Consider the following 13907-nt stretch of genomic DNA (forward strand, 5'->3'; position numbering starts at 1 on the left):
GCCGCCGCCCGGGGAAGGTGGTTTCCTACCGATGGTCGCGAACCTGGGTAAAGAGCAGCCGCCGGCCGCGCGGAGGGGGACTCGCCGCCGCCGTCCCCGCCGGGAGTCCGCGCTGGTGTGGTGGGTCCTGTTCGCGGCGGTCGCCGTCGCGGCCTGGTACCTGCACTCGTGGCGGGTGGCGCTGCTCGGGCTGCTCGGCTGGTGCCTGTACGAGTTCCTGCTCGTCCCCACGCTGTGCCGCGTCCTGACGCGCCAGGGCGCCCCGTGCGTCGAGCGCGCGCGCGGACGGCTGTTCGCGTGCACGCGCAGCCATCAGCACGTGAAGAACGACGCCCTGTGGAAGCTCATCGGGATGCGAAACCCGTCCCGCAGGAGGCCGGGCGCCGATGAGGAGGGGGGCACGGGCGTGGTCGTCCACTCGGCGAGCGTCCGCGGGCGGCTCGCGCCCGCGGACCGGACACTGATCCTGCTCGCGGGCGCCGGGACCATCGTCACCATTGCGGGGACGGTGTACGGGTTCGGCTGATTCCCGGGTCGGCGCGGGCTCAGATGTCGACGACGAGGGTGATCGGGCCGTCGTTCACCAGCGAGACGGCCATGTCCGCACCGAAGACGCCCGTCTCGACCTTCGCGCCCAGCGCGCGGAGTTCCTGGACCACCGCGTCCACGAGGGGCTCCGCCACGGGCCCGGGCGCGGCCGCCGTCCAGGTGGGGCGGCGTCCCTTCCGCGCGTCCCCGTAGAGCGTGAATTGGCTCACCACGAGCAGCGGCGCGTTCAGGTCCGAGCACGACTTCTCGTCCTTCAGGATGCGCAGTCCCCACAGCTTGGCGGCCATCCTGCGCGCCTTGGCGGCGTCGTCGTCGTGCGTCACCCCCACCAGGACCAGCAGGCCCGGCCCGTCGATCCGCCCCACGACGCGTCCCTCCACGGACACGCTCGCCTGACCCGCCCTCTGGACTACGGCACGCATGACCATGCATTCTGCCGCCTATGGGAGCAACGACGCTCATCACGGTGGCGCCCACGGGTGCGGAGTCCGCCAAGGCGGACGTACCGGCCCTGCCCGTCACCCTGGATGAACTGGTCCAGACGGCCAAGGAATGCGAGGCGGCCGGTGCGGCCGTCATCCACGTGCACATCCGCGACGACGACGCGCGGCCTACGCTCGACCCGTCCCGGCTGCGGGACACGGTGACGGCGCTGAGGGAGAGCACCGGACTGATCGTCCAGTTGTCCACGGGGGGCGCGGTGACCGATCCTTACGAGGACCGCCTCCGCGTCCTGGACGCGGCGCCCGACATGTGCTCGCTCACCTGCGGGACGGTCAACTTCGGCGACGACGTGTTCATGAACCCGTGGCCGTTCATGGTGGAGCTGTATCAGCGCAGCCAGGAACTGGAGGTCGTGCCCGAATTCGAGCTGTTCGACCTCGGGCACATCGCTTCTCTGCACCGCCTCTTGGACAAGTACGGACTCCCGTACGGGGGCCATGTCCACTGCGACCTCGTCATGGGGGTCCCCGGCGGGATGCCGGGGGACGCTCGCACGCTGGTGGCCGCCGTCGAGGCGCTTCCCGACGGCGCGACGTGGTCGGCGACCGGCATCGGCCGGACGTCCCTGCCCGTGCTGTTCGCCGCGCTCTCCGCCGGCGGGCACCTGCGGGTCGGCATGGAGGACACGGTCACCTTCGCCAAGGGACAGCCGGTCACCGCGAACGCCCGGCTCGTGGAACGCGCCGCGTCCGCCGCCGCCCTCGCGCAACGCCCCCCGATGTCCGCCGCCGACGCCCGCGGCCTGCTGGCCGTCAAAACCCGCTGACCGCCCGTCCCGCCGCTCGCGGGCCGGGAGGGGCCCGCGGCGGTTATCCACAGAATGCAGTTCGGGTTCACTTCGGTGCGGTGGGTAATCGAGCATGGAGACCCGCGGGCCCGGGCGGCCCGCGTTCACCGACGACAGGGGGCGCAGTGGAGATCAATCCCGTACTCGTGGAGGTCGAGCGATCCGGGTTCGTGGAGTCGCGGCACCGCGGCGCCGCGATCGGGCTCGCCGCCGACGGCTCGGCGGCGGTGCGCGCGGGCGCGCCGGAGGAGCCGATCTTCCCGCGCTCGGCGAACAAGCCGATGCAGGCCGTCGCGATGCTGCGGTCCGGGCTCGACCTCGACGGCGAGCTGCTCGCGGTCGCCGCGGGCAGCCACTCCGGCGAGGACTTCCACGTCGAGGGCGTGGAGAAGATCCTCGCCGGGGCCGGCCTCGGCGCCGTCGACCTGCGCTGCCCCGAGCAGTGGCCGCTGGACCAGGCGGCGCAGCAGGAGGTCGCCCGGTCGAACGCCGGCCCGTCCCGGATGCGGATGAACTGCTCCGGCAAGCATGCGGCCATGCTCGCCACCTGCGTCGTGGCCGGATGGCCCACCGAGACCTACCTCGACCCGGAGCATCCGCTCCAGGCCGCCGTCCGCGCCGTCGTCGAGGAACTCGCCGGCGAACCGGTCACGGCCACCGGGGTCGACGGCTGCGGCGCGCCCTTGTTCGCCGTGTCGGCGGCCGGCGTCGCCCGCGCGTTCCGCGCCCTCGTCCTCGCGGGGCCCGGCACCCCCGAGCGCCGCGTCGCCGACGCGATGCGCGCCCACCCGCAGTGGACGTCCGGCACCCGCCGCGAGGAACGCCTCCTCATGGACGCCGTGCCGGGCCTGCTCGTCAAGTGCGGCGCCGAAGGCGTGGACGCCTTCGCCTTCAGCGACGGCCGCGCCGGAGCCGTCAAGATCGACGACGGCGCGATGCGGGCCCGCACCCCGGTGACGGTCGCCCTGATCCGAGCCCTCGGCATCGACCAGGCCGCAGCCCCCGGCGCCCTGGACGACCTGGCGACCGTCCCCCTGCACGGCGGCGAGGCCACCGTAGGCGCCATCCGCCCGGCCCCGACCGCCTTCACCCCGCCCGGCTGACCTGGGGGCGTGCGTAGGCCCCGGCCTTGCGGCCGGGGCCTGCGGGAGACGGTGTCGCCGGGGTCAGGCGTTGCGCTCGGGGCGCTTCAGCGACTCGACCTCGTCCTTCAGGGTCTGCGCGTCCTTGACGATCTTGGCGCGCTCCTTGAGCGTCTTGTTGGCCAGGCCCTTGCCGGCGGAGACGCGGGGCTCACGGCCCGGCTGCGGGTTCTCGTACTGGAACTCCTCCTCCTGCTCGGCGGTCGGAGGGTAGCTGTGCGAGAACATGCCGGGGCGGTAGTAGTACAGCCCGCCCTGCTCCATGCCGCGGTGGTTCGTCTGGTCGTTGCGGCGCTCCGGGTGGATCTTCCTGGAGGACGCGCTGACCGTCACCCAGAGCCAGGCCAGCAGCCCGGCCGTACCGAGCACCGGAATGATCCATGCCCAGTACATCGCCCCGATGTGCGCGTTGTCGGCATAGGCCGTGGCGAGCATCCCGTCCACCTCCCGATGGTCGGTCATTGCGGAGACGGTTATGGGTGTGTCCCTTAATTCGCCGCATTAACCTCATGCGCCGGTTCAGGGGCCGGTGAGCCGAGTGTCCGGTTGAGCCCGGCGGGCAGGCCGGGAACGGCGAGGAGCACGCAGATGACGAGGACGGCGGCCATCGGAACGCTCCAGCCGCCGGTGGCGTCGTGCAGCGCGCCGATGGCCAGGGGCCCGAGGGCCGCGATGACGTAGCCGACGCCCTGCGCCATTCCGGACAGCTGTGCCGCGATCCCGGCGTCGTGCGCGCGCAGCCCGATGAACGACAGCGCGGTGGCGAACCCGAGGCCCTGCCCGATGCCGAGGACGACCGCCCACAGCCACACCGACGAGATCGGCGCCCAGGTGGCGCCGGCGAACCCGATGAGGGTCAGCGTGCAGGTCAGCACCACCAGCGGGCGCTGGTCGCGCATCCGCCGCTCCAGCAGCGGGACGCCGAGCGAGCCGACCGCCTGGATCGCCGCGGTCAGCGCCAGGACGTAGCCGGAGGAGGTGTCGCTCAGCCCGCGGTCCTGGCAGATCGTCGGCAGCCAGCCGAGCACCACGTACGCCAGCAGCGACTGGAGGCCCATGAAGACCGTCACCTGCCAGGCCAGGCCCGCGCGCCACACCACCGCCGCGGCGGCGCGCGCGGGGGGCGCGGACGGGGCCGAGCGCGCGGCGCGGGCCGCCCCCAGCGCCTTCGGCAGCCAGATCAGGCCCGCGGCGGCCGCCGGGACGGCCAGCAGCCCGAGCGGCAGCCGCCACGAGGACCCGAAGGCGTCCTCGACCGGCACGGCCAGCCCGGACGAGATCGACGCGCCGCCGCTCACCGCGAGCGTGTACACGGCGGTGACCGTGGTGATCGACGCCGGGTGGTCGCGCTTGATGATGGCGGGCATCGCGATGTTGCCGATGCTGATCGCGACGCCCGCGACCAGCGACCCGGCGAACAGCGGGAACGGCGCGTCCACCAGCCGCAGCAGCAGCCCGATGATCAGCAGCCCCATCGCGGCGACCAGCAGGGACTCGCTGCGCGGCGCGCGGCGCAGGAAGGGGGCGACCAGGCCGTAGGAGCCGAAGAACGCCAGCGGCAGCGTGGTGAGCGCCCCCGCGGCCGTCCCGGACAGGTGGAAGGCGTCCTGGATCTCCGTCAGCACGGGCCCCACCGCGGAGATCGCCGGACGCAGGTTGACCGCGACCAGGACGATCAGCACCACCGATCCGATCAGCCCGGTCCGCCGCGCCGTCACCGCTCCTCCCCGCCGTCGGACGCGCGGCCGACGAGGGTCTCCAGGACGGCCAGGGTCGGCTCGACGACCGCGGCGGCGGCCCGCGCGGCGGCGTCCGGGTCGGCGGCGGCGATCGCGTCCAGCACCTTCCGGTGCCTGGCCGGACCGGCCTCCGGAACCTCGCGGTCGAGCCGGACGGCGCGCATCGCCTCGCCGAGCCGGACGATGAAGAACCGCATCGCCTCGATCAGCACCGGGTTGCGGGTGGCCTCGGCGACGCCGAGGTGGAAGCGCGCGTCCGCGGCGCCGAACTCGGCGGCGCCGTGCTCGTCCGCGCCGGTGGCCGCGTCGCGGGCGCGCAGCAGCTCCTCCAGCCGCTCCAGGTCGGCCGGGGTCCGCCGCCGTGCCGCCAGCCGTGCCGCCTGCACGTCGTAGGCGAGCTGCACCTCGAAGACGTCGCGTGCCGTCGCGTGCGCCACCCCGCCCAGCAGCGGCCGCGGGTCGGCGCTGCTGCGCACGTAGGTGCCGTCGCCGCGGCGCACCTCCAGCACGCCGCAGTGCGACAGCGCCCGGATCGCCTCGCGCACGGCCGGCCGGCTCACGCCCAGCTGCGCGGCCAGGTCCAGCTCGCCAGGGATGCGCTCGCCCACCGGCCACGAACCGCCGCTGACCTGCTGCTGCAACTGCTCGAGTACGGCGTCGACGGTCGAGCCGCTCGGGACGGGACTCAGCGCCACCATGACCTCCCTCGGTAAGACGTCAGACATCTTACGAAAAACCCGAAACGACCACCCCAGCCGGGGACCCGGAGACGATGCCGAAACGGCGGCAGCCGGAGGGCGGTCCCGCCGAGGGCAAGGCACGTCTGCGGCGAGCGAGACCCATCCGCCGGGGAGCGGGTGCCCGGCGGGAATGGTGGCGAACCCGCAGGGGCGAGACAGGCCCGGGCGAGCGGAGCCGGGCCGGTGGAGTCGGGCCCGCGGAGGCGAGGCCCGTTCACAAGGGCGCGGGTCCGTTGGGAGTGGGGGCGGGCCCGCGGCGGCCGCCTGGGAGGGGGGTCGGCGGCCACCGCGGGCTCGGACAACGCCCGCCGGGCCGGGGGGTGGGGGATGGATGCCGTTCCGGCGGGCGTCGCGCTCGGCGCGCGGAGGTCAGGCGGTTCCGCTCACCTGACCTGGCGGATGCTGCCCGCGTGCCGCCTGTGGATCCAGCGGAGCGGGGCGAACTTGTGCCGGGTCGCGGAGACGCGGGCGTTCGCGGCGTGTTCCCGTTCGGCGTCGTCGCGGGCGGCGGCCTCGCGGCGCGCGGCCTCCTCCCGCTCGGCCTCGAGGCGGGCGAGTTCCCGCGTGGCGGGGGTGGAGGCGGGGTCGCGCCGGGTGCGCTGCGAGGGGCTGCCGCGCACGACGCCGCCGGTCACGTCGCCGCCGCGATGCGGCATCTGCGGGTCCCGGCCCTTGGGATGCTCGCGCTCCTTGGACGCCAGGATCGTGAGGAACAGCCACCCGGCGATCGCCAGGAAGATCACGACCGGTCCGATGGTGTACAGGTAGATGTCCCCGATGTGGACGGAACTGCCGAGCATTGTGGCGACACCTCCTCACCCCAGGCCGGTACCCGCCGTCCTGGTTTCAACCGTTCGGGCGTGCGAGAGCATCGTCAGAGGCCTCGGGACTGGGAGATCGAGCCGGACGTGGCGAGGGTGAAGGTGCGCATCGACTCGGCGAAGTTGGACAGGTCCCACTCGGCGGGGCCCTCGTACCAGTAGAGGTTGTCGGCGCCTTCGGCGCGCTCGCCCGCGTCCTTGACCGTCTCCGCCCACTTCGGCACGACGCCGAAGACGACCGCGTACGGCAGGAAGCGCGAGAACAGGGCGATGCGCTGCTGCGAGGCGGTGTGGTCGGCGTCCGGGATCACGCCGCGCTCCAGGAACGCGCGGAAGCCGATGGTGTGCGCGAGGACGGTGGAGCCGCGCGCGGTCTTGGCGGGCATGTACTGGCCGCCGTACGCCAGGGCGGCCCCCGCGATGATCAGGGCGAGGCCGGCGAGCGCCCATTCGGTCGTGAAGGCGAGAGCGATCGTGGCGGCGACGCCGAGGACGGTCAGCGCGATGCCGACCACGGTCCACCGCGACCGGACGGTGTCGGGCCGCCGCGCGAACCAGCCCTGCTTCACCACGTCGTCGTACATCGCCGCGCGCACCTGGGCGAGCTTCGTGGCGAACGTACCGCCCAGCTCCGACAGTTTCACCGCCTCGCGTGGCGCGCCGTCCCGGCCGGTCATCAGCGCGTCCAGCAGGATCCGCTCGTAGGGGAGCAGGTCGACGACGGGGCGGTTCAGCCGGCGCAGCGTCCAGTCGAGGCGGCCGGTGCGGGCCCGGTCCTCCTCCTCGATCAGCAGGTAGCCGCGGACGGCGAGGTCGACGATCGTGGCGGTCACGTCGATCACGTCGGCCTGCTCGTCGATCAGGGTGCCGATCTGGCCGGGCCGCACGCCGTTCGGCGGCTCGAACTCGGCGCCGGCGACCGGCGCCTGGTCGCCCTCGGCGGCGTGCTTGCCGACGACCCGGGCGTCGCGCCCGCGCAGCAGGTAGAGGGCGAGGACGCCGCCGCCGAGGACGACCAGCAGGCCGAGCAGCACGCCGCCGGTGACCGCGTTGACGGAGAACGCCGTCGCCACCGTGTGCCGCCGCTCGTAGAGGGGGTGGCCGCCGGTGGTGCCGGCCGGCAGGCCCGCGACGACCGTGAGGTACTCGCCGGGCAGCATCTCCCGCTGGGTGTAGATGCCCTGCGTGTGGGCGTGGTTGGTGTAGTACTGCGTGCAGCCGATCGTGCTCTGCAGCGGCCCCGCGAAGCAGTTGACGCTGCGGATCATCGCGGCGGCGTCGACGGTCGCGGTGGCCTCGTCGACCGGGACCCTCCAGCCGCCGGCGGCGGCCCAGCGCAGCTCCTCGGCGGCGCCGACGGGCGTGATCGCGCCGCGCAGGTCGTACTCCAGGACGACCGTGTGCCGGCCGGTCAGCTTGCCGCCGCCGGACACCTTGACGGTCGTGTCCGTCTCGCCGGTCGAGGTGGACACGCGCGTGGGGCCGCCGTCCGGGCTGGTGGCGCGCAGCGCGCCGAGCTCGTAGACGCGGTCCTGGGTGACGCTCTCGTGGCTGCGCGTCGGGAACGTCCGCCGGAATCCGGAGTGTCCGGCGAACTCGTAGACGATCGTCTCCTTGACCCGGATCACGCCGCCCTTGCCGGGAGTGAGGGCGACGTCGTCCCTCAGCACCCGTTCGGCGGCGGCCTGCCCGGCCTGCCCGGCGGCCTGCCCGGCGGTCTGACCGGCGAGGGCGGCGGACCGCCCGTCCGCCGGCGCGGATGCGGCTGCCGAGGCGGATGCGCAGTTCGCGAAGGGCAGCAGGGAACCGGCCGCCAGCGCGAGCACCACCGGTCGCAAACGACACAACGCCGCAAGAGCAGACATGGCCGCAAATGGTAGCGGCTACGCGTGCGATGATTCTGCGCTATGGCAGGTCATTACCCCCCGTCGCCGCCGCCGGCGCCTCCGTACGGTCCGCCTGCCTACGGTCCGCCGCCGCAGTACCGGTACGTCCCGCCGCGCCGGCCGCCGCGCCGCAGCGCCGGCGGGACGATCGCGGGCATCATCGGCGGGCTGACGGCGGTCGTCGTCCTCGGGATCCTCGGCTTCTCGCTGTTCGGCGGCGAGGGCGGCATCGGGGGCCACGTCCGTTCGGCGACGCCCCGGACGGCCACCCGTGCCACGGCCACCGACAACAAGCTCTATGCCACGGGCGCGCTGTCGCCGGTGCACTGCGCCCTGCCCCGCCTCGTGCCGGGCGCGGCGTCCATGCGGCGGTTCATGGACGTCCTGAGCGACTGCCTGGACGCGTCGTGGAGCAAGCAGTTCAAGAAGGCCGGGATGCGGTTCGACACCCCGAACCGGGTCTTCTGGCAGACGCCCGGGACGAGCCCGTGCGGCAGCTACCCGGCGCCGGGCGCGTCGGCGTTCTACTGCCCGGCGAACAACACCATGTACGTGGGGCTGACGAACGTGGTGGCGACGTCCGGCGGCGAGCCGCTGTCCCATTACGCGGTGTTCGCCCGGGTCATCGCGCACGAGTACGGCCACCACGTCCAGGACCGGGCGGGCATCCTGCTGTACGGCGACGCCGAGATGGAGAAGGGCGACAACGCCACCCGCACGGAGGCGAGCCGCCGCATCGAGTTGCAGGCGCAGTGCTTCGCCGGCACGTTCCTCAGCGCGGAGCGGGCCACGCTGCCGATGACGCAGGCCCAGTACACGGCGATGATCATCGACGTGCGGGGGCGCGGTGACGAGCGGCTGCCGCCCGACCAGCGCGACCACGGGTCGGGACGGCACTACGCGGGCTGGGTGGTCACCGGCTTCAAGGGCCGCGCCCTGTCGGTCTGCAACACCTGGACGGTCCCGCCCTCCGCCGTCAGCTGAGTCCCTCGACGGCGTATTACTCACGGGTAGTTGAGCATCGGTACTCATGCCCGGCGCCCGGCTCCGCCGCAGACTCGTGGGCATGACGAACTCCACACCGCCCGCGCAGCCGGGCACCACCGCGTTCTTCCTCCAGGCCGCCATCTCGTTCGCGGTCTCCAGCACCGGCGTCGCCGCCGGCGTCGTCTACCTGCCGGTGAGCGCGTGGGTCCGCGCGTTCCTCGCGCTCGGCCTGCTGTACGTGATCACCTCGACGTTCACGCTGGCCAAGTGCATCCGCGACCGCCAGGAGAGCCAGGCCGTCACCAGCCGGGTCGAGCAGGCCCGCCTCGACAAGCTGCTCGCCGAGCACGACCCTTACGCCACCCCGTCCCTGTGACCCGTCCGCCGGAGCGGGTGGCCGGTCCCGGCCTCCGCGCGGTAAGCCGCGGAGGCCGGTCACGGGGTCGTCCGCGCTCAGCCGGGCGCGGGCGGGTCGTACGCGCCCTGCCTGATCCGCTCCATCAGCGCACGGCCCTGACCGGCCGTGATGACGAGCGTTCCGGCGTCCGGGTCCTTGCTGTCGCGGAACGCGATCAGGCCGGCGGCCGGCCGGCACGACTCGACGCATTCGTTGCCGTCCCGCGAGAAGCGGCTCTTACGCCATTCGAGCGTGTCCGAAATCTCCTTGTGAATTGCAGGTACCCTGCCCATACGAGTGCACCTTCCTGGTCGATGTCCTCTTCCGGATGGGAATGCTCGTCACGGTGGGCGGCGTCCTGCGCCAATCAGGACGCCGCCCGCGGCAGGCCCCCGCAACCCGCCCGGTTGCGGGGGCTCGTCGCATTCACGGCCCGGTCCGGGCGGCGGTCCTCTCGCGGTGCGCGGATCGGCCGTGCTCACCGCTGGTTCCGGGGATCGCCGGGCGGCGGCAGGATCGGTCGGCCGGTGAACCAGCCGGGAGCCTCGGGTGTCGGGTCCCGGAGTATCTCGGTGAGAATTTCCAGGCTTCTCTCCGGCCGGTGCGCGATGATTCCGAGCGTGTTCAGCGCGTCCATATGCCCGACGAAGTCGGACGGTTCCGTCAGGTAGTCGATTCCGGTCAGCCCTTCGCGGCAGATGATGTCCGGCAGGGCGCCGTCGGCGAAGCGGAGCATGGTGATCTGGCCGCGGGACGCGCTGCGCGGCCGCGATGCCGAGGGCAGCACCTGCAGGGTCACGTTCGGCCACGTGCTCATGCTGATCAGGTGCGCGATCTGCTCCCGCCACACGCTCCAGGGGCCGAGAGGCCGCCGCAGCGCCAGCTCGTCCACGACGGCCCACAGCCTGCGGTCGCCGTTCGCGCCGAACCGCTTCTGCCGCGCCATCCGCAGGCGGACCAGTTGATCGACGTCGCGCCTCCCCAGGTGCGGGCCGCTCCGGGCCGTCACGGCGCGGGCGTACCCCTCGGTCTGCAGCAGGCTCGGGACGAACCGCATCCCGCACATCCGGATCAGCGAGGAGGCCTCTTCGAGCCCGGAGTAGGCCCACAGCCAGGCCGTGGATTCGTCCTCGTGCCGGGTTCGCCGCCCCGGCGCCGCGGCTCCCCGCGCCAGTTCGAGCAGCGAGCCGGTCAGTGCCGCGTCCTCCACCCCGTAAAGGGTCAGGAGCGCGACGACGTCCGCCTCCCTCGGGCCGACCTGGCCGAGCTCCATGCGGCTGATCTTGGACGGGGAGGCACCGATCGCGCTGCCGGCCTCACTCGCGGACAGGGCGCGCGCCTCGCGGAGGCGGTGCAGGAACATCCCCAGCAGGACGCGCTCGGGGAACGTGGCGCCGGCCGTGCTCGCCGCGGTGCGCTTCGCGCGGCCGTTCCCGCCCGAGTGATCGTCCCTCGCTCCGTCCGGCCGCCGGGAGCCGGCGTCGTGCAGCAGGCGATCGCAGGCCAGGGCCCACAGGCGCATCTCACCGGCGTCGGCCTTGCAGAGCTCCGCGATCCGCAGCACCTCGTGCGGCCGCGGGACGCGATGCCCGTAGAAGAGACCGGCCACCTGCGCTCCCGATAGGACCGCGTACGCGTCGGCGCCGGGGGCCTCGGTGGACAGCCGCGGCAGCCGGTGGGGTTCGATCCCGGCCCGCCTGCACAGCCGCTGGAGCATGCCCACCAACTCGTCCGGTGTCGTGGCGCGGAAGGGATCGTCGCTCTGGGGTGACGGGCCCGTCGCCCGCCGTTCGGTGGTGGCGGCCCTGGTCAGCTCCCGGACGGGCACGGGGGCGCCGGCCGCCCGGCCGTCCGCGTCCAGCAGGTCGGCCGTCGACCGCCATTGCCGGCGCCATGCGTCGACGTCGCCGCCGCACGCCTCGACATAGGCCCGCGTCACCTCCCAGCTCGGGAACCAGCGCCCGGACGCGGCCTTGGCGAGCGTCGTGCGTCCGCAATGGCAGACCGATTCCATGGTCCGGTAGCTCGGACGGCCGGCCTCGGTCCTCAACCGGCGCAGAGCGTGGGCGAACGCGGTGACGGGCCCGGCCGAGGGGTCCATGGGGCTCTCGGGTCGCGGCATCGCCGTGCCCGGCTAGCGGGGGACCGCCGGTGCGGACGGGGGACCCGCCGCACGCACCGGCGCGATCCGCCTCGCCGGCGGGGAGTTGCGCACGTTGCTCCGCTCCTTTCGAGAGCCGAATGGAATTCGACTCGGTACGGCGGTCTCTTTGGTGCAGGGCGTGCGCGTCTCCGGCCATTGCCGTGGGGAGCCGCGGCTCGCGTCGCGTGGTAATAAACTACGTGCTTGTTCAACGCGTTGACTATCGGCGAGGCCCGAGCCGGATGTCAAGGGCCGGATGTCCGTGACCGCCATCGTCAACTGAACTGTCAGGTAGTGCGCGAGCGGACAACCCTCGGCCGCCGCGGAACTGGACAACCCTGTGCGCCGGACGTTCCCGCTGGCCACGCTATGGAAGCCGTGATGGAGCGCGTGCCGGAGGGTTGCGGACAACGCCCGGACGCACTTTTCTGGGCTCTTCCGGGGCGAGCCGTTTCTGACAAGGGCCGCGCTGGGATATCGAATAGATACGTTCTCTATTCGCCATGGAACGGCGATTGGCGCCCGGAGTCCCCAGTCGCCGCGCCGGCTTCGATCATTCCCGGCGCACCGCTCTGTGACCGTGTCGTCCGGTACGCGGCTAATGCCCGCCAATGGGGTCCGTGGGCGGAGAGCGCAGTTCCCGAACCCGCGTCGGCGGGCCGGGCGGTCGTGCCGGAGACTGTGAGGGGACTCACGGCCGGGTGCTAGCTGACGTGCTTGCAATTGCAAGCACGATGACGCAGGGTGGAGACATGGCAAGTTCGAAGGTCGGCTCGATCGGGGAGTACATCCGGGAGCAGCGGACGCGGGCGAAGATCTCGCTGCGCCAGCTCGCGGACGTCTCGGGGATCTCCAACCCGTACCTGAGCCAGATCGAGCGCGGGCTGCGCAAGCCGAGCGCCGAGATCCTGCAGCAGATCGCCAAGGGGCTGCGGATCTCCGCCGAGGCGCTGTACGTGCAGGCCGGAATCCTGGAGGAGCGCGAGGCCGACACCGACGTGCAGGCCGCCGTCCGGGCCGACCTCCTCCTCACGGAGCGCCAGAAGCAGGTGCTGCTCGACATCTACGAGTCGTTCCGCAAGGAGAACGAAGCCACCGGAGTGTTCGGGACGTCCGAGCACGACACCCCAGAGCAGGATGGAAAGGAAGAGGTCGGATGACGCTGGCCAGCAGTCTCCGCGAGAACAAGGCCGTCTACGCCGTGGCCGGCGCCGGCGACTTCGCGGTGGAGAAGATCCGCGAGGTCCCCGAGCAGGTGACCCGGTACCAGGGCAAGGCCCGCGAGGCCGCCACCAAGTACCAGGGCGAGGTCCGCGAGACCGTCGAGCGGTACCGCGGCGAGGTCCGCAAGACCGTGGACCGCTACCGCGACGAGGTCGACGCCAAGGACCTGCCGGGCGCCGCGGTCGCGTACGTGACCCACGTCGGCACCCGCACCGTCGAGTTCATCGACGAGCTCACCGAGCGCGGCAAGCGCGTCGTGCACCGCGAGGCGGCCGAGGTCGCCGCGATCGCCGAGGCGGACGCCGAGCCCGCCCCGAAGGCCCGCACCGCGCCGGCCAAGCGCACCGCGCCGTCGGCCCGCGCCAAGAAGAACGACGCCTGAGCAGCGGTTTCACGAGCCCGGCCGGGAACACCCGGCCGGGCTGCGTCGTCTTCCCCTACGGGAGGTCTCCGGCCGGCGGAGTCCCGCGGATCCGGCCGCGGGGTGGACGGGCCGCATAGGGTTGGGGCGCAGGGTGCGCGACGCGAGGTCGACGTCCGAGACGAGCGGGAGTGCTGATCACCGATGGCGGACTTCAGTGTGCTGGACTACTTCTTCTGGCTGCTGCTGATCATCGCGTTCGTGATGGAGGCGTGGGCCCTGATCGACTCGCTGACCGTGCCGCAGGGCGCGTACGCGGCGGCGAGCAAGCTGAGCAAGAAGCTGTGGATGATCATCACGATCGTCGCGGCCGTGGTCGGCGGCGCCTACGCGGCCGCGCCCGCCGCGCTCGGGGCCCATCCGATCGGGCTGCTGCTCGGCATCCTGCCGGTCGCCGCGTTCATCGCCGCGGCCGTCTACCTGGCCGACGTCCGGCCCGCCGTCGCCCCCTTCCGGAAGCGCGGCGGTGGCCGGGGCAACACCAACATGGGCCCGTACGGCCCCTGGTAAACCGGCGGTCCGCGCGCGGCGGAGCGTACTCACTGACCCCCTTGGGGGCCCGGAAAC

General features: G+C 72.9%; 16 protein-coding genes. 8 read left to right on the top strand and 8 right to left on the bottom strand.

What is annotated here, in order from left to right; translation table 11 throughout:
- Positions 1–31 precede the first annotated feature (31 nt).
- On the top strand, positions 32–526 hold the full coding sequence (locus ACA514_RS32930) for a hypothetical protein (RefSeq protein ID WP_375045174.1): 495 nt from the start codon (positions 32–34) through the stop codon (positions 524–526).
- A 19-nt stretch (positions 527–545) separates the two neighbouring features.
- On the opposite strand, the gene dtd is transcribed toward ACA514_RS32930, so the two are convergent.
- Positions 546–971 carry a D-aminoacyl-tRNA deacylase gene (gene dtd / locus ACA514_RS32935; protein ID WP_375045175.1) on the bottom strand — a complete coding sequence of 142 codons (426 nt, stop codon included), beginning with the start codon at positions 969–971 and terminating at the stop codon, positions 546–548.
- A gap of 20 nt (positions 972–991) precedes the next feature.
- Between dtd and ACA514_RS32940 the strand changes: the two genes are divergently transcribed.
- Positions 992–1819 (top strand): 3-keto-5-aminohexanoate cleavage protein, encoded by an 828-nt coding sequence (locus ACA514_RS32940; protein ID WP_375045176.1) that lies wholly within the window; start codon positions 992–994, stop codon positions 1817–1819.
- A gap of 146 nt (positions 1820–1965) precedes the next feature.
- Complete coding sequence (locus ACA514_RS32945; RefSeq protein ID WP_375045177.1) at positions 1966–2943, top strand: asparaginase; 978 nt, start codon at positions 1966–1968, stop codon at positions 2941–2943.
- Between the two features lie 63 nt (positions 2944–3006).
- Here ACA514_RS32945 and ACA514_RS32950 read toward each other — a convergent pair whose 3' ends face one another.
- The 5 genes from ACA514_RS32950 to ACA514_RS32970 form a co-directional block, all read right to left on the bottom strand.
- Positions 3007–3444, bottom strand: coding sequence for a hypothetical protein (locus tag ACA514_RS32950; protein ID WP_375045178.1), 438 nt, complete (start codon positions 3442–3444; stop codon positions 3007–3009).
- Between the two features lie 26 nt (positions 3445–3470).
- A complete protein-coding gene (locus ACA514_RS32955) occupies positions 3471–4700 on the bottom strand; it encodes a CynX/NimT family MFS transporter (protein ID WP_375045179.1) in 1230 nt (409 codons plus the stop codon).
- Positions 4697–5419 carry a FadR/GntR family transcriptional regulator gene (locus tag ACA514_RS32960; protein WP_375045180.1) on the bottom strand — a complete coding sequence of 241 codons (723 nt, stop codon included), beginning with the start codon at positions 5417–5419 and terminating at the stop codon, positions 4697–4699. The genes ACA514_RS32955 and ACA514_RS32960 overlap by 4 nt, the downstream gene beginning before the upstream one ends.
- A 425-nt stretch (positions 5420–5844) precedes the next feature.
- Positions 5845–6261 carry a hypothetical protein gene (locus ACA514_RS32965; protein WP_375045181.1) on the bottom strand — a complete coding sequence of 139 codons (417 nt, stop codon included), beginning with the start codon at positions 6259–6261 and terminating at the stop codon, positions 5845–5847.
- Positions 6262–6335: 74 nt separating this feature from the next.
- Entirely contained in the window at positions 6336–8111 is a 1776-nt protein-coding gene (locus tag ACA514_RS32970; RefSeq protein WP_375045182.1) for a DUF2207 domain-containing protein, read from the bottom strand.
- Between the two features lie 78 nt (positions 8112–8189).
- On the opposite strand from ACA514_RS32970, the gene ACA514_RS32975 reads away from it, so the two are divergent.
- Both ACA514_RS32975 and ACA514_RS32980 read left to right on the top strand, forming a co-directional pair.
- Positions 8190–9152: a neutral zinc metallopeptidase gene (locus ACA514_RS32975; protein WP_375045183.1), complete on the top strand. Its 963-nt coding sequence runs from the start codon at positions 8190–8192 to the stop codon at positions 9150–9152.
- 82 nt (positions 9153–9234) lie between these two features.
- Positions 9235–9531 carry a YiaA/YiaB family inner membrane protein gene (locus tag ACA514_RS32980; protein WP_375045184.1) on the top strand — a complete coding sequence of 99 codons (297 nt, stop codon included), beginning with the start codon at positions 9235–9237 and terminating at the stop codon, positions 9529–9531.
- 77 nt (positions 9532–9608) lie between these two features.
- Here the strand turns inward: ACA514_RS32980 and ACA514_RS32985 are convergent, their stop codons facing one another.
- Both ACA514_RS32985 and ACA514_RS32990 read right to left on the bottom strand, forming a co-directional pair.
- On the bottom strand, positions 9609–9845 hold the full coding sequence (locus ACA514_RS32985; protein ID WP_375045185.1) for a DUF397 domain-containing protein: 237 nt from the start codon (positions 9843–9845) through the stop codon (positions 9609–9611).
- Between the two features lie 185 nt (positions 9846–10030).
- The gene (locus ACA514_RS32990; protein WP_375045186.1) at positions 10031–11653 is read right to left on the bottom strand and encodes a helix-turn-helix domain-containing protein; all 1623 of its coding nucleotides are present in this window, start codon (positions 11651–11653) and stop codon (positions 10031–10033) included.
- 794 nt (positions 11654–12447) lie between these two features.
- On the opposite strand from ACA514_RS32990, the gene ACA514_RS32995 reads away from it, so the two are divergent.
- From ACA514_RS32995 to ACA514_RS33005, 3 genes are all read left to right on the top strand, one after another.
- On the top strand, positions 12448–12855 hold the full coding sequence (locus ACA514_RS32995; RefSeq protein WP_375045187.1) for a helix-turn-helix domain-containing protein: 408 nt from the start codon (positions 12448–12450) through the stop codon (positions 12853–12855).
- Positions 12852–13301, top strand: coding sequence for a hypothetical protein (locus tag ACA514_RS33000; protein ID WP_375045188.1), 450 nt, complete (start codon positions 12852–12854; stop codon positions 13299–13301). Before ACA514_RS32995 ends, ACA514_RS33000 begins: the two co-directional genes overlap by 4 nt.
- A gap of 183 nt (positions 13302–13484) precedes the next feature.
- Positions 13485–13850, top strand: coding sequence for a DUF2516 family protein (locus ACA514_RS33005; protein ID WP_344266762.1), 366 nt, complete (start codon positions 13485–13487; stop codon positions 13848–13850).
- Positions 13851–13907 lie beyond the last annotated feature (57 nt).

Origin of the sequence: Actinomadura sp. NTSP31 (assembly GCF_041951385.1) — a bacterium.
GTDB classification, from domain to species: domain Bacteria; phylum Actinomycetota; class Actinomycetes; order Streptosporangiales; family Streptosporangiaceae; genus Spirillospora; species Spirillospora napierensis.